This window comes from Inquilinus limosus, assembly GCF_002195995.1.
GTDB lineage: Bacteria > Pseudomonadota > Alphaproteobacteria > DSM-16000 > Inquilinaceae > Inquilinus > Inquilinus limosus_C.
Map to the genome: position 1 here is coordinate 21068 of NZ_NHON01000039.1, position 21317 is coordinate 42384.

The 21317-nt window shown below is 70.0% G+C and carries 20 protein-coding genes; 8 read left to right on the plus strand and 12 right to left on the minus strand.

The features are described 5' to 3' along the window. Nucleotides 1-30 precede the first annotated feature (30 nt). From BWR60_RS20185 to BWR60_RS20210, 6 genes are all read right to left on the minus strand, one after another. The gene (locus tag BWR60_RS20185) at nucleotides 31-384 is read right to left on the minus strand and encodes a DUF6867 family protein (protein WP_088152808.1); all 354 of its coding nucleotides are present in this window, start codon (nucleotides 382-384) and stop codon (nucleotides 31-33) included. Nucleotides 385-394: 10 nt separating this feature from the next. Further along, nucleotides 395-1105: an ABC transporter ATP-binding protein gene (locus tag BWR60_RS20190; RefSeq protein WP_088152809.1), complete on the minus strand. Its 711-nt coding sequence runs from the start codon at nucleotides 1103-1105 to the stop codon at nucleotides 395-397. Further along, entirely contained in the window at nucleotides 1105-1986 is an 882-nt protein-coding gene (locus BWR60_RS20195; protein ID WP_088152810.1) for an ABC transporter ATP-binding protein, read from the minus strand. Before BWR60_RS20195 ends, BWR60_RS20190 begins: the two co-directional genes overlap by 1 nt. Beyond that, a complete protein-coding gene (gene livM / locus BWR60_RS20200) occupies nucleotides 1983-3503 on the minus strand; it encodes a high-affinity branched-chain amino acid ABC transporter permease LivM (protein ID WP_230983117.1) in 1521 nt (506 codons plus the stop codon). The genes BWR60_RS20195 and livM overlap by 4 nt, the downstream gene beginning before the upstream one ends. A gap of 4 nt (nucleotides 3504-3507) precedes the next feature. Beyond that, entirely contained in the window at nucleotides 3508-4428 is a 921-nt protein-coding gene (locus BWR60_RS20205) for an ABC transporter permease subunit (RefSeq protein WP_088152811.1), read from the minus strand. Between the two features lie 188 nt (nucleotides 4429-4616). Beyond that, nucleotides 4617-5477 carry a fructosamine kinase family protein gene (locus tag BWR60_RS20210; RefSeq protein WP_230983118.1) on the minus strand — a complete coding sequence of 287 codons (861 nt, stop codon included), beginning with the start codon at nucleotides 5475-5477 and terminating at the stop codon, nucleotides 4617-4619. 90 nt (nucleotides 5478-5567) lie between these two features. On the opposite strand from BWR60_RS20210, the gene BWR60_RS37715 reads away from it, so the two are divergent. Together BWR60_RS37715 and BWR60_RS20220 are read left to right on the plus strand one after the other, a co-directional pair. Then, nucleotides 5568-6890 carry a YcaO-like family protein gene (locus BWR60_RS37715; protein ID WP_218823589.1) on the plus strand — a complete coding sequence of 441 codons (1323 nt, stop codon included), beginning with the start codon at nucleotides 5568-5570 and terminating at the stop codon, nucleotides 6888-6890. A gap of 98 nt (nucleotides 6891-6988) precedes the next feature. Further along, entirely contained in the window at nucleotides 6989-9019 is a 2031-nt protein-coding gene (locus BWR60_RS20220; RefSeq protein ID WP_179221856.1) for a BTAD domain-containing putative transcriptional regulator, read from the plus strand. Here BWR60_RS20220 and BWR60_RS20225 read toward each other — a convergent pair. The 3 genes from BWR60_RS20225 to BWR60_RS20235 all read right to left on the minus strand — a co-directional run bounded on the left by BWR60_RS20225 (nucleotide 9007) and on the right by BWR60_RS20235 (nucleotide 12233). Then, nucleotides 9007-9426, minus strand: a complete 420-nt coding sequence (locus BWR60_RS20225; RefSeq protein ID WP_088152815.1) for a hypothetical protein — start codon at nucleotides 9424-9426, stop codon at nucleotides 9007-9009. The genes BWR60_RS20220 and BWR60_RS20225 overlap by 13 nt on opposite strands. A 139-nt stretch (nucleotides 9427-9565) precedes the next feature. After that, on the minus strand, nucleotides 9566-11344 hold the full coding sequence (locus BWR60_RS20230) for a peroxidase family protein (protein ID WP_088152816.1): 1779 nt from the start codon (nucleotides 11342-11344) through the stop codon (nucleotides 9566-9568). Between the two features lie 118 nt (nucleotides 11345-11462). Continuing rightward, a complete protein-coding gene (locus BWR60_RS20235; protein WP_088152817.1) occupies nucleotides 11463-12233 on the minus strand; it encodes a GntR family transcriptional regulator in 771 nt (256 codons plus the stop codon). A 125-nt stretch (nucleotides 12234-12358) separates the two neighbouring features. On the opposite strand from BWR60_RS20235, the gene BWR60_RS20240 reads away from it, so the two are divergent. The 5 genes from BWR60_RS20240 (at nucleotide 12359) to BWR60_RS20260 (ending at nucleotide 17953) form a co-directional block, all read left to right on the plus strand. After that, nucleotides 12359-13744 (plus strand): 6-phospho-beta-glucosidase, encoded by a 1386-nt coding sequence (locus tag BWR60_RS20240; protein WP_088152818.1) that lies wholly within the window; start codon nucleotides 12359-12361, stop codon nucleotides 13742-13744. Then, nucleotides 13741-14676 (plus strand): carbohydrate kinase family protein, encoded by a 936-nt coding sequence (locus BWR60_RS20245; protein ID WP_088152819.1) that lies wholly within the window; start codon nucleotides 13741-13743, stop codon nucleotides 14674-14676. Before BWR60_RS20240 ends, BWR60_RS20245 begins: the two co-directional genes overlap by 4 nt. 63 nt (nucleotides 14677-14739) lie before the next feature. Further along, nucleotides 14740-16011, plus strand: a complete 1272-nt coding sequence (locus tag BWR60_RS20250) for an ABC transporter substrate-binding protein (protein ID WP_088152820.1) — start codon at nucleotides 14740-14742, stop codon at nucleotides 16009-16011. Between the two features lie 173 nt (nucleotides 16012-16184). Next, entirely contained in the window at nucleotides 16185-17075 is an 891-nt protein-coding gene (locus tag BWR60_RS20255) for a carbohydrate ABC transporter permease (protein WP_088152821.1), read from the plus strand. Further along, nucleotides 17072-17953 carry a carbohydrate ABC transporter permease gene (locus tag BWR60_RS20260; RefSeq protein WP_088152822.1) on the plus strand — a complete coding sequence of 294 codons (882 nt, stop codon included), beginning with the start codon at nucleotides 17072-17074 and terminating at the stop codon, nucleotides 17951-17953. The genes BWR60_RS20255 and BWR60_RS20260 overlap by 4 nt, the downstream gene beginning before the upstream one ends. A 10-nt stretch (nucleotides 17954-17963) precedes the next feature. Here BWR60_RS20260 and BWR60_RS20265 read toward each other — a convergent pair whose 3' ends face one another. Together BWR60_RS20265 and BWR60_RS20270 are read right to left on the minus strand one after the other, a co-directional pair. After that, entirely contained in the window at nucleotides 17964-18329 is a 366-nt protein-coding gene (locus tag BWR60_RS20265) for a hypothetical protein (RefSeq protein ID WP_144445679.1), read from the minus strand. Nucleotides 18330-18385: 56 nt separating this feature from the next. Further along, nucleotides 18386-19243 (minus strand): NAD(P)H-binding protein, encoded by an 858-nt coding sequence (locus BWR60_RS20270; RefSeq protein WP_088152824.1) that lies wholly within the window; start codon nucleotides 19241-19243, stop codon nucleotides 18386-18388. Nucleotides 19244-19348: 105 nt separating this feature from the next. On the opposite strand from BWR60_RS20270, the gene BWR60_RS20275 reads away from it, so the two are divergent. Then, nucleotides 19349-20284, plus strand: a complete 936-nt coding sequence (locus tag BWR60_RS20275) for a LysR family transcriptional regulator (RefSeq protein ID WP_088152825.1) — start codon at nucleotides 19349-19351, stop codon at nucleotides 20282-20284. Here BWR60_RS20275 and BWR60_RS20280 read toward each other — a convergent pair. Further along, on the minus strand, nucleotides 20281-21156 hold the full coding sequence (locus BWR60_RS20280; protein ID WP_088152826.1) for a LysR family transcriptional regulator: 876 nt from the start codon (nucleotides 21154-21156) through the stop codon (nucleotides 20281-20283). The two genes, BWR60_RS20275 and BWR60_RS20280, sit on opposite strands and share 4 nt — an antisense overlap. Between the last annotated feature and the right edge of the window lie 161 nt (nucleotides 21157-21317).

Genomic DNA, 21317 nt, shown 5'->3' on the forward strand with positions numbered 1-21317 from the left:
GCTTTTCGCCGGCCCGGAAGGACCGGCGTCTTACCGTGCGGCCGGCCGCCGGTCACGCCAGCCGAACAGGCCGGCGCGCTCGTACAGCCACGGATACTGCCGCACCATCTTCGCCGCCCGCGTCATCCGGTAGGCGACCGTGGCGCAGAGGCCGATCCACACAAGATCGATGACGAAGCCGGTCGGCGACAAGAGCGTACCGCCGAACAGCGCGAAGTGCAGGAATCGGGTCGCACAGGCCAGCAGCACCACGAAGGGCACCACCTTGCGCATCGGCGCCCAGCCCTGGGCCTGGCCCTGGCCGGTCAGGAAGCCGCCGCCGCCGCCCAGGATCAGGCTGACGAAGATGAAGTCGCCGACCGAGGTTCCGAGGATCTGTTCCATCGCCCGCCCCTCAATGCCCGCCTTCGAGATAGGCGGCCCGGACCTCCGGATTCGCCAGGAGCTCGCGCCCGCTGCCGCTCATCGTCACCCGGCCATTGACCAGGACGTAGCCACGATGCGCCAGCTTCAGCGCGTGGAAGGCGTTCTGCTCGACCAGGAACACGGTCATTTGCTGCTCCCGGTTGATCACCTTGATCGCCTCGAAGATCTGCTTCACCACCAGGGGCGCCAAGCCGAGCGACGGCTCGTCCAGCAGCAGCAGGCGCGGCCGGCTCATCAGCGCCCGGCCGATCGCCAGCATCTGCTGTTCGCCGCCCGACAGGGTGCCGCCCCGCTGGGCCTGCCGCTCCTTCAGCCGCGGGAACAGGGTGAAGATCTGCTCCAGATCGCGGCCGAACGCCGCCGGATCGGCGGTCAGACCGCCCATCTGCAGGTTCTCCATCACCGTCATGCGCGGGAAGATGCGGCGGCCTTCCGGGGAGATGGCGACGCCGCGGCGCACGATCTCGAAGGTCGGCTGGCGGGTGATCTCCTTGCCGTCGAACACGACCGCGCCCTTGCGCGCCTGCGGGTTGCCGCAGATCGTCATCAGGAGGGTCGACTTGCCGGCGCCGTTGGCGCCGATCAGGGTGACGATCTCGCCTTCCTTGACCTCGACATCGACGCCGCGCAGCGCCTCGATGGCGCCGTAGAAGGTGTGCACGCCCTGCAGCGACAGCATCACGACCGGGCCTCCCCGGTCGCGGCGGCCCCGGTGGCGTTGGCCACGTCGGCGGCGATCTCCGGCGGCAGGTCGTCCTCCTCGGGCTCGCCGAGATAGGCCCGGATCACCGCCTCATCGCTGCGGATCTGCTCGGGCGTGCCGTCGGCGATCTTCTTGCCGTGGTCGAGCACCACGATGTGGTCGGAAATCTGCATGACGACGCTCATGTCGTGCTCGATCAGGAGGACGCTGGTCCGGTGCTCGTCGCGGATGGCGCGCAGCAGGCCGTTCAGCTCCTGGGATTCACGGGGGTTCAGGCCGGCTGCCGGCTCGTCCAGGCACAGGATCACCGGGTCGATGCACATCGCCCGCGCGATCTCCAGCCGGCGCTGGCCGCCATAGGGCAGGCTGCCGGCGGAATCATCAGCCTGGGCGGTCAGCCCGACGCGGTCGAGCCAGAACTTTGCCTTCTCCACCGCCTCGCGCTCCACCCGGCGGTAGCTCGGCAGGCCGAGCAGCCCGGCGATCGAGAAGCCGGAGGCGCGCATCAGCTTGTTGTGCTGGGCCACCATCAGGTTCTCCAGCACGCTCATCCCGGCGAACAGGCGGATGTTCTGGAAGGTGCGGGCGACCTTGGCCTGCTGGGCGATACGGTAGCCGGGAATCTGCTCCAGCAGGAACTCGCCGGTCTCGCCCTTGAGCGTCATCCGCCCGGCGGTCGGCTTGTAGAAGCCGGTGATGCAGTTGAACAGCGTGGTCTTGCCGGCGCCGTTCGGCCCGATCACCGCGGTGATGTCGCCGGCCCGGATGTCGAAGGAGACGTCGTCGATGGCGACGAGGCCGCCGAAGCGCATCGAGACATGCTCGATGGTCAGGAGCGCGCTCACGGCCCCGGTCATCCTTGGGCTCCCTTCTTGCCGTGCAGGAGGATGGTCGGGTCACGATGCGCCAGGAGGCCGCGCGGGCGCCACACCATGATGCCGACCATGCACAGGCCGAACACCAGCATGCGATAGAGGTCGAGGCCGCGGAAGGCTTCCGGCAGGCCGATGATCAGGCAGGCGGCGACGACGATGCCGAGCTGGCTGCCCATGCCGCCGAGCACCACGATCGCCAGCACGATCGCCGATTCGATGAAGGAGAAGCTTTCCGGGCTGATGAAGCCCTGATACGTCGCGAAGAAGCTGCCGGCGAAGCCGCCGCACATGGCGGAGGTGGCGAAGGCCGCCAGCTTCAGGTTGGTGCGGTTGATGCCGAGCGACTGGCAGGCGATGTCGTCCTCGCGGATCGCCTCCCAGCCGCGGCCGACCGGCAGGCGGCGCAGCCGGGTGCTGATCAGGTTCACCAGCAGCGCCAGGGCCAGGATCAGCAGGTACAGGAAGATGATCCGGTGTGTCGGGTTGTAGTCCAGCCCGAACAGCTGGTGGAAGGCGGTGGTGCCCTCCGGCGGGCTGCGGTCGAAGGGAAAGCCGAAGAAGCTGGGCCGCGGCACGTTGTTGATGCCGTTCGGCCCGCCGGTCACTGGCGCCCAGTTGATCAGGATGATGCGGATGATCTCGCCGAAGCCGAGGGTGACGATGGCGAAGTAGTCGCCGCGCAGCCGCAGCACCGGATAGCCGAGGATCAGGCCGAAGCAGGCCGCCAGCACGCCGGCCAGCGGCAGGCAGATCCAGAAGCTGAAGCCGAAGGTGGTGGACAGGAGCGCGTAGGAATAGGCGCCGACGGCGTAGAAGGCGACATAGCCGAGGTCCAAGAGGCCGGCGAGGCCGACGATGATGTTCAGGCCCCAGCCGAGCATGATGTAGATCAGCACGATGGTGGCGACGCCGAGCGTGCTGCGGGTGGCGAGGTCGGTGAAGGGGAAGACGACCGCCAGCACCACCAGGATCGGCCCGACATAGACGCTGAGGCGCTGCACCCGGGCGCCGATCCGGTCCATCGCCCGGTCACGCTCCTGCCGCGACAGGCTGGCCCTGCTGCGCCGCTGCACCAGGATCGACTGGATCAGCAGCCAGGCCGCGCCCAGCGCCCCGATCAGCAGCAGCGGCACCGAGTGCAGATCCTGCACCGGCAGCGGCGGCAGCGCGTCGGAAATCGACGGCCGCAGATACTCGTAGATCGGCGGCAGGGCGAAGACGATCAGGAACAGCAGGCTGATCCAGAACACCGGCCGCGGGATGCCCTCGCGGTTCAGGATGATGCCGATGCGGCCGAAGAACACCAGCGCGACCGCGATGGCGACCGCGGTGAAATCGGTCTGATAGCCGAGCGAGCCGCTCTGCTCGATGGTGCGGATGCCGACCAGCGGCGCGGTCAGGACCAGGGCGATGAGGCCGGTGACCCCCGCCTCCTTCAGCATGGCGACGACGTCGAGGCGGCGCGCGCCGGCCGCGTCGGATTGCGCGATCGTGGCCATCGCCTCAGACCTTCTCGATGTCGGGGCGGCCGAGCAGGCCGGACGGGCGGAAGATCAGCACCAGCACCAGGATGGTGAAGGCGGCGACGTCCTTGTATTCCGATGAGAAGTAGCCGGACCAGAAGGCCTCGATCAGGCCGATCAGGATGCCGCCGAGCATCGCCCCCGGCAGCGAGCCGATGCCGCCCAGCACCGCCGCGGTGAAGGCTTTGATGCCGGCCAGGAAGCCGATGTAGAAGTCGATCACGCCGTAGTAGAGGGTCACCATCACGCCGGCCACGGCGGCCAGCGCCGCGCCGATGACGAAGGTCGTCGAGATGGTGCGGCCGACATCGACGCCGATCAGCGCCGCCATGGTGCGGTCCTGGGCGCAGGCGCGCTGCTGCCGGCCCAGCGAGGTGCGGTTGATCACCCAGGTCAGCCCGATCATCAGGGCCAGGGTCAGCACCACGATGATGATCTGCAGGTAGGACAGGCTGACGTCGAAGCCGCCGCCGGAGGTCAGCTGGAAACCACCCGGGATCTGCGGCGGCACCGGCTTGCGCCGGGCACCCTGCAGCAGCTGGACATAGTTCTGCAGGAAGATCGACATGCCGATGGCGGAGATCAGCGGCGCCAGCCGGGTGGAGCCGCGCAGAGGCCTGTAGGCCAGCCGCTCGATCGTCCAGCCATACGCGGCGGTCACCACCACGCTGACGATCAGCACGATGGCCAGGGCCAGGGCCACCGAGACGCCGGGAACGCCGAAGGCGCCGAGCACGACGAATCCGATCACCGCGATGAACGCGCCGATCATATAGATCTCGCCATGGGCGAAATTGATCATGCCGATGATGCCGTACACCATCGTATAGCCGATCGCGATCAGACCGTAGATCGCGCCCAGCGTCAGCCCGTTGATGAGCTGCTGCAGGAAATATTCCATGCTCGCGCCGAATTGCCTCCACAGACCATCCGCGGATGGTCGACCTCACTGTTCACTCGCCGTTTAAACCGAGGGCGTTTCTCTGTTCAAGCTCCGCGTCAACGTCGGATTGGCGCGACTATGGCGAAGAAAATGGACCGTTACAATCTCAATGAATCATAAGACGTTTCGGGATCTTAGGCTACGGATCAGACGCCGTAGCGGTCGAGAATTCGGCGGATCGGCGCGGCATAGGCCGGGTCCCAGTACCGCACATGCACCAGCAGCGGATACAGCAGGTAGATCGGCCTGCGGTCGTCCCAGAAGCCGGGGTCGAGCGGCGCCAGCTCGGCATAGCGGCGGAAAAAAATGTCGTCGAAGGTGCCGAACAGGGTCGGATAGGTCAGCTCCATCTCGGGATGGCCGCAGGAGAGGGCGGGGTCGATGACGGCGACGATTCGCCCGCCCCGATGCAGCAGGTTGCCGGTCCAGATGTCGCCATGCAGCAGCGCCGGATGGCGCGGCTCCGACAGCAGGCCGTCGAGCCGCCCGGCCAGGGCCTCCAGCCGGCGCAGCAGCCCGGCATCGACCGTGCCCTCTTCATGGCCGGCCCGGGCCATGTGCAGCAGGCGGTGGTCGCGGAAGAACGGAATCCAGCGGTCGCCCGGCGGGTTCGGCTGCGGCAGCCGGCCGATGGTGGTGTCGCGGCTGTAGCCGAAGCTCGGCCAGGCCGGCGCGTGCAGCGCGGCCAGCAGCTCGGCCGCGTGCAGCTGGGCCGGCGCCGGGGGCGGGCCGGGCTCGTGCTCGACATGCTCCAGCAGCAGCAGGTCCTCGGCGGCATGCAGCACGGCCGGCAGCGGCAGGGGGGAATGGCGGGCCAGCTCTCCGAGCATCCAGGCCTCCAGCAGCAGCGGCCCCTGCCCGGCCTTGGCCACCACCCGGCCGCCATCGGCGAGGTCGACCCGGAGCACATCGACGGTCGACCCGCCCGGCAGCGGCTCGGCCGCCACCGGCCGGACGCCGAGCGCGGCGGCGATCCGGTCGGCAAGGCGGGGGGCGAGGGCGGTCAAGGGCGGCATCCCGTGCCGGCAGAAAACACCGCGCGTTTCGCGGCGGCCATGGTGAAATGGGCGGAGGCCCAGCCCGTCATCCGGAGCATCATGCTCGCACCGCCCTCGGTCTACGAAACCTGCGCCCGGCTGTTCGAGCCGGGATCCGACGCCCCCGATCCTGGCGCAGCCGGCCAGGCGGTGGAAGAGGCCCGGCGCCTCCTCGCCGCCTTCGGGATCGCGCCGGACGGCAGCGCCGAGGACGGCCGGACCGCGCGGCTGTTCCGCCTGGCCGCGACGCTGGAGGCCAGCTTCGCGGTGCCGGCGATGGATTATCCGGGCCTGACGGTGCTGGGCGCCCGGCTGCCGCAGGGCCTGCCCGCCCCCGACGGCGCGGCCATCGCCGTCGACGGCGTCATCGGCTGCGACCCGGACCCGTGGCGCGCCTTCCAGAAATGCATCGGCGAGGCGGCGGAGACGCTGGCCCTGGCCGCGCCCGGGATCGGCACGGCCGACCGGGACGGTTCGGCCGCGGAGATCGCCGCCCGCTTCGACGGCCAGATCGCGGCGCGGACCGGGCTGGACTCGGCCGCCGCCCTCGACGCCGCGCCGGTGCTGGCCGGGACGGAGCTGGCAACCGGCCGCATAGTGCGGGTGCCGCGGCCGCTGGTCTTCGGGCCATCGGGCGGGAAGCGGGCCGCCGTGGCGGTCAGCGAGGGATGCGCCGCCGGCCCGACGCCGGACGACGCCACCTGTGCCGCCCTGTTCGAGCTGGTCGAGCGCGACGTCGTGGCGCAGTGGTGGTACGGCGGCCGGCCGGCCCGGCGGCTGCCGCCGGCGCTGCTGGCCGCCGCGATCGGCCGGCTGCGCCCGGAGGCGCCCTGGCCGCGAGAGGGCTTCGCCCTGGAGCTGGATGCCGCCGGCCTGCCGGTCGCCGTCGTCGCCGCGATCTCGGTCAGCCCGATCCATGGCCTGGTCGCCTGCGGCTTCGCGGCCCGCCCCGGACGCGCGGCCGCGCTGGAGGCGGCGGTGCTGGAGATGATCCAGTCCGAGATCGCCAACGATCTCCTGGTCCTGCGGCTGCGCCGGGCCGGGCCGGACGCCGCCCCGGCGGACCGGGACCGGCTGGCGGCGAAGCAGCGGCTGCGGCCCGAGGCGCTGCTGGCCACGGCGGCGGAGGGAGACGCTGCGGCGGAGGGTGACCGCCCCGACGGCCCGGCCTCCCTGCCCGGGCTCCTCGCCGCCCTGGACCGGCGGGGAACGGTGATTTTCCGGGTCGGCCTGACCGCGAGGGCTGGGATTCCGGTTGTGAAGCTGTTATCGCCGGACCTGCAAGCCTCCGTTCCTGCCGCGATGACGGAAAGGCTGCGCCAGACGGCGACGGAATTCGACCGGCCGCTGAATGGTTTGGAGGATCGACCTGCGATAATTTAATAATTTGCGAGCCCAGTCCGCTGCGGTTTCATTGTTTGGGGGAAGGGAGACCGCGGATGGCGGTTCCGGCGACACGGAGTGCGAGGACTCCGGAACGGGTGGACGTTCCCGCTCCGGACACAGGTGGTGTTGAGCGCCTGCGGCTGTCGCTGGGCAATGGATTCGACCTCCGTCTGGGCAATGGCGAGCGGATCGAGCTGGGCAGCCGCAAGGCCCAGGCGATCTTTGCCTTCGTGGCGCTGAGCGGCACCGCGATCGAGAGCCGCGAGCGCGTCGCCGGCGTGTTCTGGAGCGAGAGCGACGGCGACCATGCCCGCGGATCGCTGCGACAATGCCTGAAGCAGCTGCGCGACAATCTGGAGGCCGTCCGGTCGGGGATCATCGATATCGGGCGCCAGGACATCCGCATCCGGCGCGAGGTCGTGGATGTGGACCTGGAGCAGGTCGCGAGCGACCTGGCCCGGGGCGTCCTGCCGTCGGCCCTGACGCTGGGCCTGGCCAACCCGGACCGCATCATGGCGGGGTTCGAGGACCTGGACCGGGAATTCGCCTCCTGGCTCACGGTCTGCCGGCAGCAGTGGCGGAAGATCTTCATCGGCAACCTGGAGCGGCTGCTGCACGACCCGACCTCAGGCGAGAAGATCGCCGCCGAGGCCGCCCAGGCGCTGCTCGACATCGATCCGACGCATGAGGAGGCCTATCGCCTGCTGATCCTGCAGCAGGCGCTGCGCGGCAACATCGCCGCAGCGCTGAAGCTGTACGGCACGCTGTGGGACCTGCTGCAGAACGACTACGACATGGAGCCGTCGGAGGAGACGCAGCGGCTGATCGTCGAGATCAAGCAGGGCTCGGTCGACAGCGCCGCCCAGCCCGCCCTGGCGCCGGTCGCGGAGGCGTCGCGGCTGCCGATCATCGAGGTGGATCGGCTGAGCCCCGGCATCCCCGAGGGCGTCGACGACTATGTGGTGCACGGCTTCCGCAGCGAGCTGATCGCCAATCTGGTGCGGTTCCGCGAATGGATCGTGGTCGAGCCGCCGGACCAGCCCCCCGGGACCGAGGCGCCGCAGCAGCAGGTCGATTACCGGCTGTCCACCGCCTTCCGGCACAAGGAGGACGATCTGCTGATCGTCGTCTCCCTGATCGAGCTGACCCGCAACCGGTCGCTGTGGTCAGAGACCTTCTCCCTGGCCCTGCCGTCCTGGATGGACCAGCAGCGCCAGATCGCCCGGCGCGTCTCGGCCACGCTGGACATCCACATCTCGGCCAACGCCCTGTCGCGGCAGATCGGCGACCGCGACTTCGCGCACGGGCCGTATGTCCGCTGGCTGCGCGGCCAGTACCTGCTGAACTTCTGGGAGCCCCAGGCGGAGTTCGAGGCCGAGGCGCAGTTCAAGGAGGTGATCCGGGACTGGCCCAGCTTCGCCCCGGCCTATAGCGGCCTGGCCAACATCTACAATTCGCGCCACATCATCCTGCCGGGGGTGCGGCGCGACCGCGCCATGGCCGAGGAGGCGCTGAGCCTGGCGCGACGGGCGGCGGAGCTGGACCCGCTGGACGCGCGCGGGCACCTGACGCTGGCCTGGTCCTACATGATGACGACCCGCTACCCGCAGGCCGACCTGCATCTGGAGCTGGCGCGCGACCTGAACCCGAGCAACCCGTCGGTGCTGATGTCGGCGGCGCAGGGCTTCGCCTTCGTCGACCGGACCGACATCGCGCTCGACCTCGTGGCCAATGCCTTCGAGCTCAACCCGATGATCCCGCCCCATCACTGGGCCTATCTCGCGGGCATCCGCTTCCTGCACGGCGACATCGAGGGCTGCGTCGAGGCCGCCGACCGGGCCGGGCAGTCGATCTTCAACATCCCGGCCTGGAAGGCGGCCGCCCTCAGCCTCCTCGGCGACAGCCGGCGGGCGCAGGAGGAGGCGCGCCTCTTCCTGCGCAACGCCCGCGACGCCTGGCACGCCAAGCTGGAATGCACCGACGCCGCCATCGTCGAGTGGTTCCTGAGCAGCTTCCCGATCCGCAACGTCGCCCGCTGGCGCGAGTTGCGGGAAGGCCTGATCCAGGCCGGCCTTCCCGCCTCAGATGTCGGCGAGGAGCAGCTCTACTGGCCTCACCGGCACTGACCGAAGCTGTAGTCGCCGACGCGGAAGTAGAACATGTCGAGCGCGTCCAGCGCGTTGGGGTCGCGCCGCACCTGCAGGCCGTACTCGTCCGGCAGCGGATACGGGCCGGGATACTTCGAGTACTCCTCGATCCGCTGCCGCATCAGGTCGGCCGGCGGCAGCACGACATAGAGCGCCTCGTCGCGGCTGACGACCCGGATCTCCTTCCCGGATTCGGCGAAGTTCTCCAGCGTGATGCCGTGATCCTTCAGCAGCTGCAGCGCCTCCGCCGTCGTCTTCGGCTTCGGGATCTCGCCGATCGCCATGCCGATGATCAGCCGGCCCGCGGCCTCGCGATCATACATGGTCATCTCGACCGGCACCGCCTTCGGCGGCTGCTTCGGGTCGTGCTTGTTGTGGTCCGTCATCGCTCGCTCCTCCTTGTTCGCAAGGCGCTGCCGCCTTGCCATATGGCGACGGCCGACCGGCCGCCGCATTAAACCTCCGCCCCCGCGCCCCGAAGGACGACGGAGGCGGAGGTCCCCCACCACCTCGGTGCCGGCGTCCTCAGACGCTGGCTTGTGTGATCGGCCGCGACGACGCGGCCGGCGGCGGCGGCGATTCGACGAAGCCGATGATGTCGCGCATGCTGTCCGGAACGGCGCCGCCCTTGAACAGGACGCGGCTCCAGCGCCGGATCACGCCGGGCTCGACCGTCGTCGACTCGGCCAGGGACGCGGCCAGGATCACCTGGGCGACCAGCGCCGATCCCAGCGGCCCGAGGCGCCGGCCCTGGTGGCGCACCTCGGCCTCGCGCAGGATGTAGTAGAACAGCGGCGTGTCCTCGGCCAACGCCTCGATCATCCCGTCCGGACCCTCGGCCAGCGGGTTGCGCTGGCTGCGCGCGTTCATGCCGGCGAGGCCACCATGGCCGTCGCCCAGCAGCTCCTCCCGCATCAGCTTCGGGACCCCGAGCCGGTCGGCGAGGTGCTGGCCGTTCGGCAGGCTGGACAGATAGGCCCGCGCCAGGTCGCGGAACGGCAGCCCGCCATAGCAGCCGTCATAGAGCGGGTCGCCGCCGACCATGCGCCGCATGTCGTCATGGACCATGGCCGACATGGTGTAGAACTGCGAGGTGACCCAGGGGCCGATCAGATGCGCCTGGTTCTCGTCGGCGCCCGGCTTCTCCGGGAAGAACAGGTCCCATTCCAGGATCCAGTCGTTCGGGATCGGGCTGCCCGGGATGCCGCCGTCGCCGACCAGCATGCCACGCCGGAAGGTCATCAGCCCCTTCAGCCCGGTCTCGGTCAGCGCCAGGGCCCGGTTCAGCGTGTAGGACGGCCGCACCATGGCGTGGCCGAAGCGGAAGGCGGCCATGATGAACTCGGCCGGCAGCGGCGTGTCCCGGTCGGCGGCCAGGCGCCGGCCGAAGCCGCCCAGATCCTGCAGGCTCTCGCGCTCCGCGTAGCTGCGCCAGACCTCGGGGTCCAGGACATGGCCGAGATAGTCGTGGCGCACCACCGACCGGTAGCTGGCGATCACCAGCGCGCGGGCGATCTCGAACACCTCGTAGTCCGACGGCCGGTGCGGCGAGGCCAGGATGGCGTCGACGATGCGGTTGTGGAAGCGATGGAACAGGACCGTGATCTGCGACAGGACCAGGTTGTTGTCGTTGCGGATGTCGCCGATCAGCGGCTCGACCGGGCACTGCCGCGGCACCTCCGGCGCGTCCGGCGGCAGGGGCCACAGATCGGTCGCGTTGGTGGCCGCGTCGACACAGGCGATCATCGCGAAATCGCAGGGCTGCGGGGCCTTGGCCGTGGCCGGGTCGCCCGGCACCTCCGGCGCCTCCTTGTCCCAGGTCCGGCCGCCGGTGTAGCCGACGCGCAGCTTCATCCGCAGCGCGTCGGGCCCGCCGGTGCGCTGCTGGTACAGCATCGGCGACCGGAACGGCCCGCCGCGATAGAGGCAGTCGAGATCCAGCGACGGGCTGGCCCAGAGCGGCCCGGCATTCGCCGAGCGCGAGAGAGTGCCGAGATCGGTGAAGGTCAGGTCGTGCGCGATCAGCTGGCCGAGATAGGTGTAGCCGGCCGGGACCTCGGGATTGAACGTCTCCGGCCCGGCGACGAGCCCGTCCAGGTACATCTTGCGGGCCAGGCGCTGCAGCACGTCCATGACCAGGGCCTGGGGATGCAGGCCCAGCCGACCAGCCTCCTGCGCCAGCCGCCAGCCGAAGACGCCATTGGGGGGCGGCGGGTTGCCTTCGAAATAGGTCGCGGGCTGCTCGAGCCCCTGCGTCAGCGCGGCGCTGCGCTGGCCGGCCCCTGCGAAACCTAAGCCATGCACGTTCGTGCCCTCCCTGGTCGGTACACCGCGATCCGTCGTCGCCGGAGCATTTAGAAGCCGGATCGTGATCGGATCGTGATTCCCCTGCGGCAATTCCGCGGCCGGGGGCCGGACCGGGTCAACCCCGCTGGTCGAGGCTCAGCGGATAGCGCAGCGGATGGTGGCTGGAGAAGGTCATGTTCACCGGCCGGCCCTGCGGGTCATAGGCGATCTGCTCGATCGTCAGCACCGCGGCGGGGGGCGTCAGCTCCAGGAGCTCCACCTCCTCCGCATTGGCCAGCCGGGCGCTCATCGTGGTGCGGCCGCGGTCCGGCCGCAGCCGGTAGCGGTCGCGCACCTCGGCATAGAGCGAGCGGTTGCCCGTCGACCAGTCGAGGTCGAGGATCCCGGGCACCAGCCGGGCGGCGAACCAGTCCTGGGTCAGCACCACCGGCTGGCCGTCCAGGCAGCGCAGCCGCTTCAGCATCACCACATCGGCGCCGGGCGGCAGGAACAGCGGCCGCGCCACCTCGGCCGGCGCCCGGCAGACATAGCCCTCGATCAGCCGACTGGCCGGCGCCCGGCCATGCGCCTCGGCGATCATGGTGAAGCTGCGCAGCAGGTGCAGCTCGTAGGTCTCCTCCCGCCGCGCCACGAAGAAGCCGCGGCCGGGATGGCTGTGCAGCCAGCCCTCCTGCACCAGCTCGCGCACCGCCTGGCGCACGGTGATGCGGCTGACGCCGTACTGCTTCTCCAACTCGCGCTCCGACGCCAGCTTGGCATCGGTGCCGAGCGCCCCACTCTCGATCTGCTCGCGCAGCCGCTGCTTGATCTGGCGGTAGAGCGGCTGCGGATCGTCGCGCCGCAGCCCGTCGACGGCCGGTCCGTCGCTGGGAAGGCCGTCGGTCATGGCGCGGAAGGCCTCTCGGACTGGGCGGAGATCATTCCGCTGCATACACGCAAATCGGGGCTCCGGCCACAATTGACATGACTGGTTATAACCAGTCATAACGAAGCCGGTTCTCGGGAGGCACCATGAAACTGACCCTGGTCGGCGGCGGCGGCGTCCGCGCCCCCCTGTTCATCGAATCGGCGCTGCGCCGGGCGGAGTGGAGCAACCTGACGGAGCTGTGCCTGTTCGACATCGACGGGCCGCGGCTGGAGCTGTTCGGCGGGCTGGGGGCGGAGATCGCCCGGCGCATGAAGTCTCCCGTCAAGATCACCACCAGCCTGGATCCGGAGCGCGCGCTGGACGGCGCCGCCTATGTCGTGACCACGGTCCGGCCGGGGCTGGAGGAAGGTCGGATCAAGGACGAGCGCATCGCCCTGGCCCATGGCGTGCTGGGGCAGGAGACGACCGGCCCCGGCGGCTTCGCCATGGCGCTGCGCAGCATCCCGACGATCCTGGGCTATGCCGACCTGCTGAAGCGGGTCAGCCCCGACGCCTGGCTGTTCAACTTCACCAACCCGGCCGGGCTGGTCACCCAGGCGCTGCGCGACGCCGGCCATGACCGCACCATCGGCATCTGCGATGGCGCCAACGCCGCCCAGTCGGCCGTGGCGCGCTGGTTCGACGTGCCGGAGAAGGCGGTCCGCACCGAGGTGTTCGGCCTGAACCACCTGTCCTTCACCCGCCGCGCCGAGATCGGCGGCGAGGACGTGCTGCCGCGTCTCTTGGCCGACGATGCCTTCCTGGCCGCCTCGGCCCAGAAGGTGTTCAGCCCGCGCGTGGTCCGCCGCCACGGGATGTGGATCAACGAGTACCTCTATTACTTCTACTATGCCGAGAAGGCAGTGGAGGCGATCCGGTCGGATGTCCGCACGCGGGGCGAGGAGGTGCGCGACCTGAACCACGGGCTGATCGAGCAGCTGACGGCGCTGGACTGGCGCCGCAACCCCGACAAGGCGCTGGAGGCGTATTACGCCTACGCCCACCGCCGCAACGCCACCTACATGCACTACGCCCAGGAAGGGGCGCCGAGCATGGAGGAGGCCGACCGGGCGCTGGCTGCCGGCGCCCATGCGCCGCTGGGCGACGAGGGCGAGGGCTATGCCGGCGTCGCCCTGGACCTGGTGGATGCGCTGGAGACCGGCAAGCCGCTGTACAGCGGGCTGAACGTGCCGAACCGGGGCGCCATCGCGGGGCTGCGCGACGACGACGTGGTCGAGGTCAGCTGCGTGGTCGACCGCGACGGCGTGCGGCCGCTGCCGATCGGCCCGATGCCGGAGGCGCAGGCCCAGCTGGTGCACGACATCAAGCGCTATGAGCGGCTGGCGGTGCAGGCGATCCGTGAGCGCGACCGCGACCTGGCGGTCGAGGCGCTGGTGGCGCACCCGCTGGTGCTGTCCTATTCCCGGGCCGAGGCGCTGGTCGACGAATACCTCGCCGCCCACGCCCCCTATGTCGGCAACTGGCCATGACCGCCGCGGGCACGGCGCCGGGCTGCGATGTCGTCGTGGTCGGCGAATACTACTGGGACCTGATCTTCACCGGCCTGCCCGAGGTGCCGCGGCTGGGCGCCGATTTGTTCGCCCGCCACTTCGCCACCCTGCCCGGCGCCAGCTTCACCAGCGCCACGGCGCTGCACCGGCTGGGGCTGCGCACCGCCTGGGCGGCCGATTTCGGCACCGACCTGTTCAGCCAGCTGGCGCTGGACGCGGCCCGCAAGGAGGGGCTGGACGACCGGCTGTTCCGCCGGCTGGACCACCCGCTGGAACGGGTCAGCGCCGCCTTCTCCTTCGCCCATGACCGCGGCTTCGTCAGCTACGCCGTGCGCGATGACCTGCCGCCTGCGCCCGAGGCCCTGGCCGCGGCCGCGCCCAAGGCGCTGCTGCTGCAGAGCTTCCGGCTGCAGCCGGAGCTGCTGGCCCTGGCGCGGGCGGCGAAGCGGCAGGGCGTGCTGGTCTATCTCGACTGCCAGCACGTGCCGCACCGGATCGATTCGCCCGGCGTGGCCGAGCTGTTCCGCGAGATCGACGTCTTCGCGCCCAACGAATCCGAGGCCCTGGCCTTCACCGGCGCCGCCGATGTCAGCACGGCGCTGGAGCGGCTGGTCGCGATGGTGCCGACGGTGCTGGTCAAACGCGGCGCGGCCGGCGCGATCGGCGTCAGCCGGGGCGAGCGCTGCGCCGTGCCGGCCCCGGCGGTGACCGTGGTCGACACCACCGGCGCCGGCGACAGCTTCAATGCCGGCTTCCTCTACGGCCGGCTGCGCGGCTTCGATTTCCGCGACAGCCTGGCCCTGGCGGCCTGCTGCGGCGCGCTGGCCACCACCGATTACGGCGGCCGGGCGCTGCCGCGCGAGGCGGAGCTGGTCGCCCTGATCCGACAAGAGGCTGCGGCCTCGACCTGAGCGGGACCCAACCCGCCGGCAAACGACAACACAGTGCAAACAGGGGCTTGAACGGAGGGAACCATGAAGATCGCCACCCTATCCCTGGCCGCGGCGCTGGCCGCCGTCACCGCCGGTGTCGCCGGCCATGCGGAGGCCGCGACGGTGAAGCTGTTCTGCGGCGCCACCGATTACGACCTGTGCAGCAGTGCCGCCGAGGCCTGGGCGAAGCAGAGCGGCAACAGCGTCAGCATCAACAAGATGCCGGCGTCCTGGGACGATGCGGTGCCGCTGTACCAGCAGATGCTGGCGGCGAAGTCGACCGATGTCGACGTGCTGGTGATCGACGTGATCTGGATGGGCATGCTGAAGAACCATCTGCTCGACCTCGGCACCATGGTGCCGAAGGAGGAGGTGGCGGCGCATTTCCCGACCACGATCGACGCCGCGACCATCGACGGCCAGCTGCTGGCCCTGCCCTGGTACATGGACACCGGGCTGATCTTCTACCGCAAGGACCTGCTGGAGAAATACGGCAAGGCGGTGCCGAAGACCTGGACCGAGCTGACCGACACCGCCAAGGCGGTGCAGGACGGCGAGCGCAAGGCCGGCAACGCCGACATGTGGGGTTTCGTCTGGCAGGGCAAATCCTATGAGGGGCTGACCTGCGACGCGATCGAATGGGTCGCCAGCACCGGCGGCGGCACCATCATCGACGCCAAGGGCGACGTCACCATCGACAACCCGAAGGCCGCCCAGGCCCTGACCCTGGCGCACAGCTGGGTCGACACGATCAGCCCGCCGGGCGTGCTGGGCTATGACGAGGAGAGCTCGCGCGCCGTGTTCGAGAGCGGCAAGGCCGTGTTCCTGCGCAACTGGCCCTATGTCTGGGGCACCTCGCAGACGGCGGGCGGCGCCCTGGTCGGCAAGGTCGGCGTGGCGGCGCTGCCGGTCGGCGCCGCCGGCGAGAAGTCGAGCGGCTGCCTCGGCCCCGCCTATCTCGGCGTGTCGAAATACTCCGAGAACAAGAAGGAGGCGGTCGACCTGATCCGCTACATGACCGGCGCGGCCGACCAGAAGCGCCGGGCGATCCAGGGCGCCTACAACCCGACCGTCTCGGCGCTGTACGAGGACCCGGAGGTGCTGGCCAAGCTGCCCTTCCTGAAGGACACGCAGGCCGCCTTCGCCGACAGCGTCGCCCGGCCCTCGGCCGCCACCGGCGCCAGCTACAACCGGGTATCGCAGGCCTTCTCGAAGTCGGTGCATGCGGTGCTGACCGGCGACGAGCAGCCCGACGCCGCGGTGGCGGCCCTGGCCAAGGAGCTGGACCGCCTGCGCCAGCGGGCGAAGTGGTGATCGGACGAAGAGGATAGGCCGGTGCCCTCCCCCTCACCCGGAATCGCTCCGCGATTCCGACCTCTCCCCGGGGGAGAGGTGATTCAACCCTCTCCTTGGGGAGAGGGAGGGGCCCGGCGCCGAAGGCGACGGGAGGGTGAGGGGGTTTGCACCGGCCCAGGGACGCTCGCCCCATGACCGGTCGCGTCGCCCGATCGCATCGCCGGGCCGGGTGGCTGTTCCTGGCGCCGACGCTGGCGGCCCTCGCTCTGGTGGCGCTGTGGCCGCTGCTGCGCACGCTGTTCTTCTCCACCACCGACGCCTTCCTCGACGATCCGACGAATTACGGCTTCGTCTGGCTCGACAACTTCGTCGACGTCGCCCGCGACCCGCAATGGTGGCGGGCGGTCGAGAACACGCTGGTCTTCACCATCGTCTCGGTGGCGCTGGAGACGCTTCTGGGCCTCGCCATCGCGCTCTTGCTGAACGAGGCGATCCCCGGCCGCGGCGTGCTGCGCGCCGCCATCCTGGTGCCGTGGTCGATCCCGGTCGTGGTCTCGGCCAAGATCTGGGAATGGCTGCTGCACGACCAGTTCGGTATCATCAACCGCCTGCTGATCGACCTGCACCTGATCGACAAGGGCGTGGCCTGGACCGCCGACCCGTCGCTGGCGCTGGGCGTCGTCATCTTCGTCGATGTCTGGATCACCACGCCCTTCATGGTGCTGCTGATCCTGGCCGGGCTACAGCTGATCCCGGCCGAGATCCACGAGGCGGCGCGGGTCGATGGCGTGTCCTGGTGGAAGCGGTTGCGGTCGATCACCCTGCCGATGCTGCGGGTGCCGATCGGCGTCGCCGTGCTGTTCCGCACCCTCGACGCGCTGCGGATGTTCGACCTCAGCTACGTGCTCGGCGGCAATGGCGACCCGACCATGACCATGACGATCTATGCCCGCAACCACCTGGTCAGCTTCCAGGAGCTGGGCTACGGCTCCGCCGCCTCGACCTGGGTGTTCCTGCTGATCGCCCTGATCGCCATCGTCATCATCGGCGCAATCCGGCTGGACCGGACCAGCCTGCGATGACCATCGCCGCCGCCCCCGGTCACGCCCTGGCCCGCGCCGTCGCCCGCTATCGCCGGCGCCGGGTGCTGAGGACCATCGGCCTCGGCTTCGCCGTCGTGCTGGTGCTGGTCTACACCCTGTTCCCGTATTACTGGGCGATCGTGTCGTCGCTGAAGACCGGGGCGTCGCTGTTCGAGGCGACGCTGCTGCCGGCCTTCGAGCTGGTCTATTACAAGGCGCTGCTGCACGACCCGGTGTTCCTGGGCTCGATCGTCAACTCGCTGATCGTCGCCGGCTCGGCCACCGGGATCTCGCTGCTGCTGGCCATCGGCGCCGCCTATGCGCTGGGCCGGCTGGATTTCCCGCTGCGGCGGACGGTGCTGCTGGTGATCCTGATGATCTCGATCTTCCCGCAGATCGTGGTGCTGTCCGGGATGTTCGAGCTGGTGCGCTGGTTCGGCCTGTACAACCGCGTGGGGTCGCTGACCTTCGCCTATCTGATCTTCACCCTGCCCTTCACCGTCTGGGTGCTGACCGGCTTCATCCAGGACATCCCGCGCGAGCTGGAGGAGGCGGCGCTGATGGATGGCGCCAGCCGCGGCCGGGTGCTGGTCAGCGTGCTGCTGCCTCTGATGGGCCCGGCTTTGGCCTCGACCGGCCTGCTGGCCTTCATCCAGGCCTGGAACGAGTTCCTGTTCGCCCTGACCTTCATCCTGTCGGACGAGAACCGGACGGTGCCGGTGGCGATCGCCACCATCTCCGGCGGCAGCCGCTACGAATACCCGTTCGGCCCGATCATGGCGGCCTCGGTGGTGGTGACCCTGCCCCTGATCGCCCTGGTGCTGATCTTCCAGCGCAAGATCGTCGCCGGCCTGACCGCGGGGGCGATCAAGGGGTAGTGCGACAGCTTTATCTGGGCCGCTTGGTTCCCAGCAGCTCGACCTCCGAGGACAGGGTGACCAGCGACTGGCCGTCGGCGGTCAGGATGCCGTACATCGCCACGCCCTGGGCCTCCTCGGCCTGGACAAGGACGCCCTTGACCCGGGGTGGCCCTTTCACCGTGACATATTGCGGAATCTGGACCGCCATCGGCCGGCCGATAACATGGCCGTCGACGGCCGCGACGAAGACAGCATCGCCATTCTGCACATCGGCGGCCTGCGCCGCCCGCCCGGTGATGAAGCCCTGCTTCGGCAAAGGCGGCCAGTCGTCGGCCCAGGCCGCTGGGCCGGACAGGCCGAGGATGAGCACCAGACATATGCGCAGAAGAGTCATCTCAATCCGACATCCCCGAGTCCCGCCGACGATAGCATAGCTGGCCGAAGGGCTGCTCAGCCGCGCGCGACCAGCCCGGCGATCACCTCCGCCGCCTCGACCCGGCCCTTCAGCGCGCGGCCGTCCGGGAAGTCGATCCAGCCCTCGTTGAACCCGTCGAGCATGCGGATGCGGGGGCCGGGGTTCTTCATGCCCTGGGACCGGAACAAGCCCTCCCAGCTCTCGCGCGGCACCGGCTCGGCCCGCACCGGCCGGCCGAGGGCGGCGGCGAAGGCGGCGGCCAGGTCGTCCGGCGACACCCGGCGCGGCCCCTCCAGCTCGACCACGCGCTGGCCCGTCCAGTCCTCGCGGATCAGCTCGGCCGCCACGCGCCCGATATCCGCGGTCGCCACCATCGGCACCGGCCGGTTCGTCGGCGCCAGGAAGCTATGGATGACGCCCTCATCGCGCGCCGAGGCCACGTCCCAGGCGGCGTTCTCGACGAACCAGGCCGGCCGCAGGATCGTCAGCGGCATCGGCAGGCCGCGCAGCGCCGCCTCCAGCAGCGTGTGCTGCGACAGCAGATTGTCCTGCGCCGCATCGGCGCCGATGGTCGACAGCTCCAGCACCCGGCCCGGCCGGGCCGCCGTCAGCGCCTGCACCAGCGTGCCGGCCAGCCGGCACGCCTCGGGATAGCCGGGCGCCGGGTCGAACACCGGCGGCGCCAAGACGAAGACGGCCGTGGTGCCGGCGAAGGCCTTGGTCAGGGCCGCTGCATCGTCCAGCCCGGCGACGGCGACCTCGCAGCCCTGCGCCGCCCAGGCCTCGCCCTTGCGCGCATCGCGCACAACAGCCCGTACCTTCTCGCCGGCCGCCAGCAGCTGCCGGGCGAGCGTGCCGCCCACCTGGCCGGTGATTCCCGTGATCGCATACATCCTTCGGTCTCCTTCAGCGGATGCCGAAGATCTAGGGGCGCCAGACCGTTGCCGTGAGCGCCATTGAGTCATAAGACTGATGACTCGGATTCAACGGAGGACGCGATGGCCTTCGACGGACGGGTGATCTCGACCATCGGCGTGCTGGCCGCCGTGGTCGAAGGCGGCAGCTTCGCCCGCGCGGCCGAGGCGCTGGGCCTGTCCCGCTCCGGCGTCAGCCGGGCGGTGGCGCGGCTGGAGGCACGAGTCGGCGTCCGGCTGCTGGACCGCACCACGCGCGCCGTGGCCCTGACCGATGAGGGCCGCCGTCTCTATTCCGAGGTCGTGCCGCTGCTGACCGGGATCGAGGACGCCGTCACCGTCACCGCCGGCTCCGCCATCGCCGTGCGCGGCCGGCTGCGGGTGAATGTCGACGCCTTCTTCTCGCGCCTGCTGTTCACGCCGCACATCCCGGAGTTCCTGTCGCTGTACCCGGAGTTGACGCTGGAGCTGGTGGCCAAGGACCAGCTGGGCGACCTGGTGGGCGAGGGCTTCGACATCGCCATGCGCTTCGGCCACCCGCCGGACTCCTCCCTGGTGTCGAGGAAGCTGCTGGAGACGCGGACGATCACCGTCGCCTCGCCGGCCTATGCCGCCGCGCATGGCCGGCCGGAGGCGCCGGCCGACCTGGCCCGCCACGCCTGCATCCAGGTGCGCGACTCCGCCTCCGGCCAGCCGATCGACAGCTGGACCTACCGGCGCGGCGCCGAGGTGGCGGAGGTGCGGGCGACCGGACGGCTGATGGTGGCGGAATTCGGCACCATGCTCGGCGCCTGCCTGGAGGGGGTGGGCATCGCCCGGGTCAAGGCGATCGGCGTGCAGCGCCTGATTGATCGCGGCGAGCTGGTCGAGCTGCTGCCGGACTGGACCGGCGAGAGCTTCCCGCTCTATGCCCTGTACCCGTCGCGCCACCTGCCCCCGGCCAAGGTGCGCGCCTTCATCGACTTCGTGCAGTCGCGGCTGGGATCGGGCGCCCCGGCGGAAACCCAGGACGCCGCCTAGACCGCCCGGGCGAGAGGCGCTGGAACAGCATCCGCCGATTCCACGATCAGCCGGCCGAGCTCGCGCGCGCAGGGCAAGGTGGTGCCGGGCCGCCAGATCAGCGCGAACTCCACCTCCGGCAGCGGCGGCAGCCCGTGGCGGTGGTCGAGGATCTTCATCCCCGGCTCGATCTCGTCCCGCGCGATCATCGAGGCGGCCAGCCCCGCCAGCACCGCCGCCCGCAGCCCGTGCTGGTTGGCCGAGGTGAAGCCGGTATGCCACTCGACGCCCGAAGCGCTGATGGCGTCGACGGCGATGGCGCGGCAGGGGCAGGGCGGCGGGGCAAGGGCGAGCGGCAGCGATGTCCCCGGCGCCCAGTCGAAGCTGTCGGCCGCGGCCCAGACGAACTGCGTCCGCTTCAGCACGGTGCCGCCGGTCTCCCCCGGCCGCGACATCACCACGGCGAGGTCCAACTCGCCGGCCTCGACCTTGGCCCGCAGGTCGAGGCAGACGCTGACCGACACCTCCAGCCGCACCTGGGGGTAATCGCGGGCATAGCGGCGCAGCAGATGCGGCAGCCGGTCGCCGAGAAAATTCTCCGGCACGCCGAAGCGGACGACGCCGGAGACCGAGGAGGGCAGGAAGCGCCGGGTCAGCGCCTCCTGCGCCTGCAGGATCTGCTCGGCATGGCGCAGGAACTCCTGGCCGTCCTCGGTCAGCAGCAGCTTGCGGGTGGTCCGTTGCAGCAGCGGCCGGCCGATCTGTTCCTCCAGCCGCCGGATCTGGTGGCTGACGGCGGACTGGGTCAGATGCAGCCGTTCGGCCGCACGGGTGAAGCCGCCGGATTCATGCACGGCGACGAAGGCGCGCAGCAGGGCGGGATCGAAATCCATCTGCCAAATATATGATGGCGGAAAATGGACGCCACAAAATTAATTCATTTCCATCATGAAAGCTGATTGACCAGATTCAGGTCCAGGCCCGATCGAGCCCCCACCGACACCCTCCGCGCCGGAACCGGTCGCGCAAAGCTTTTGCGCGGCGGCGCGGCCTG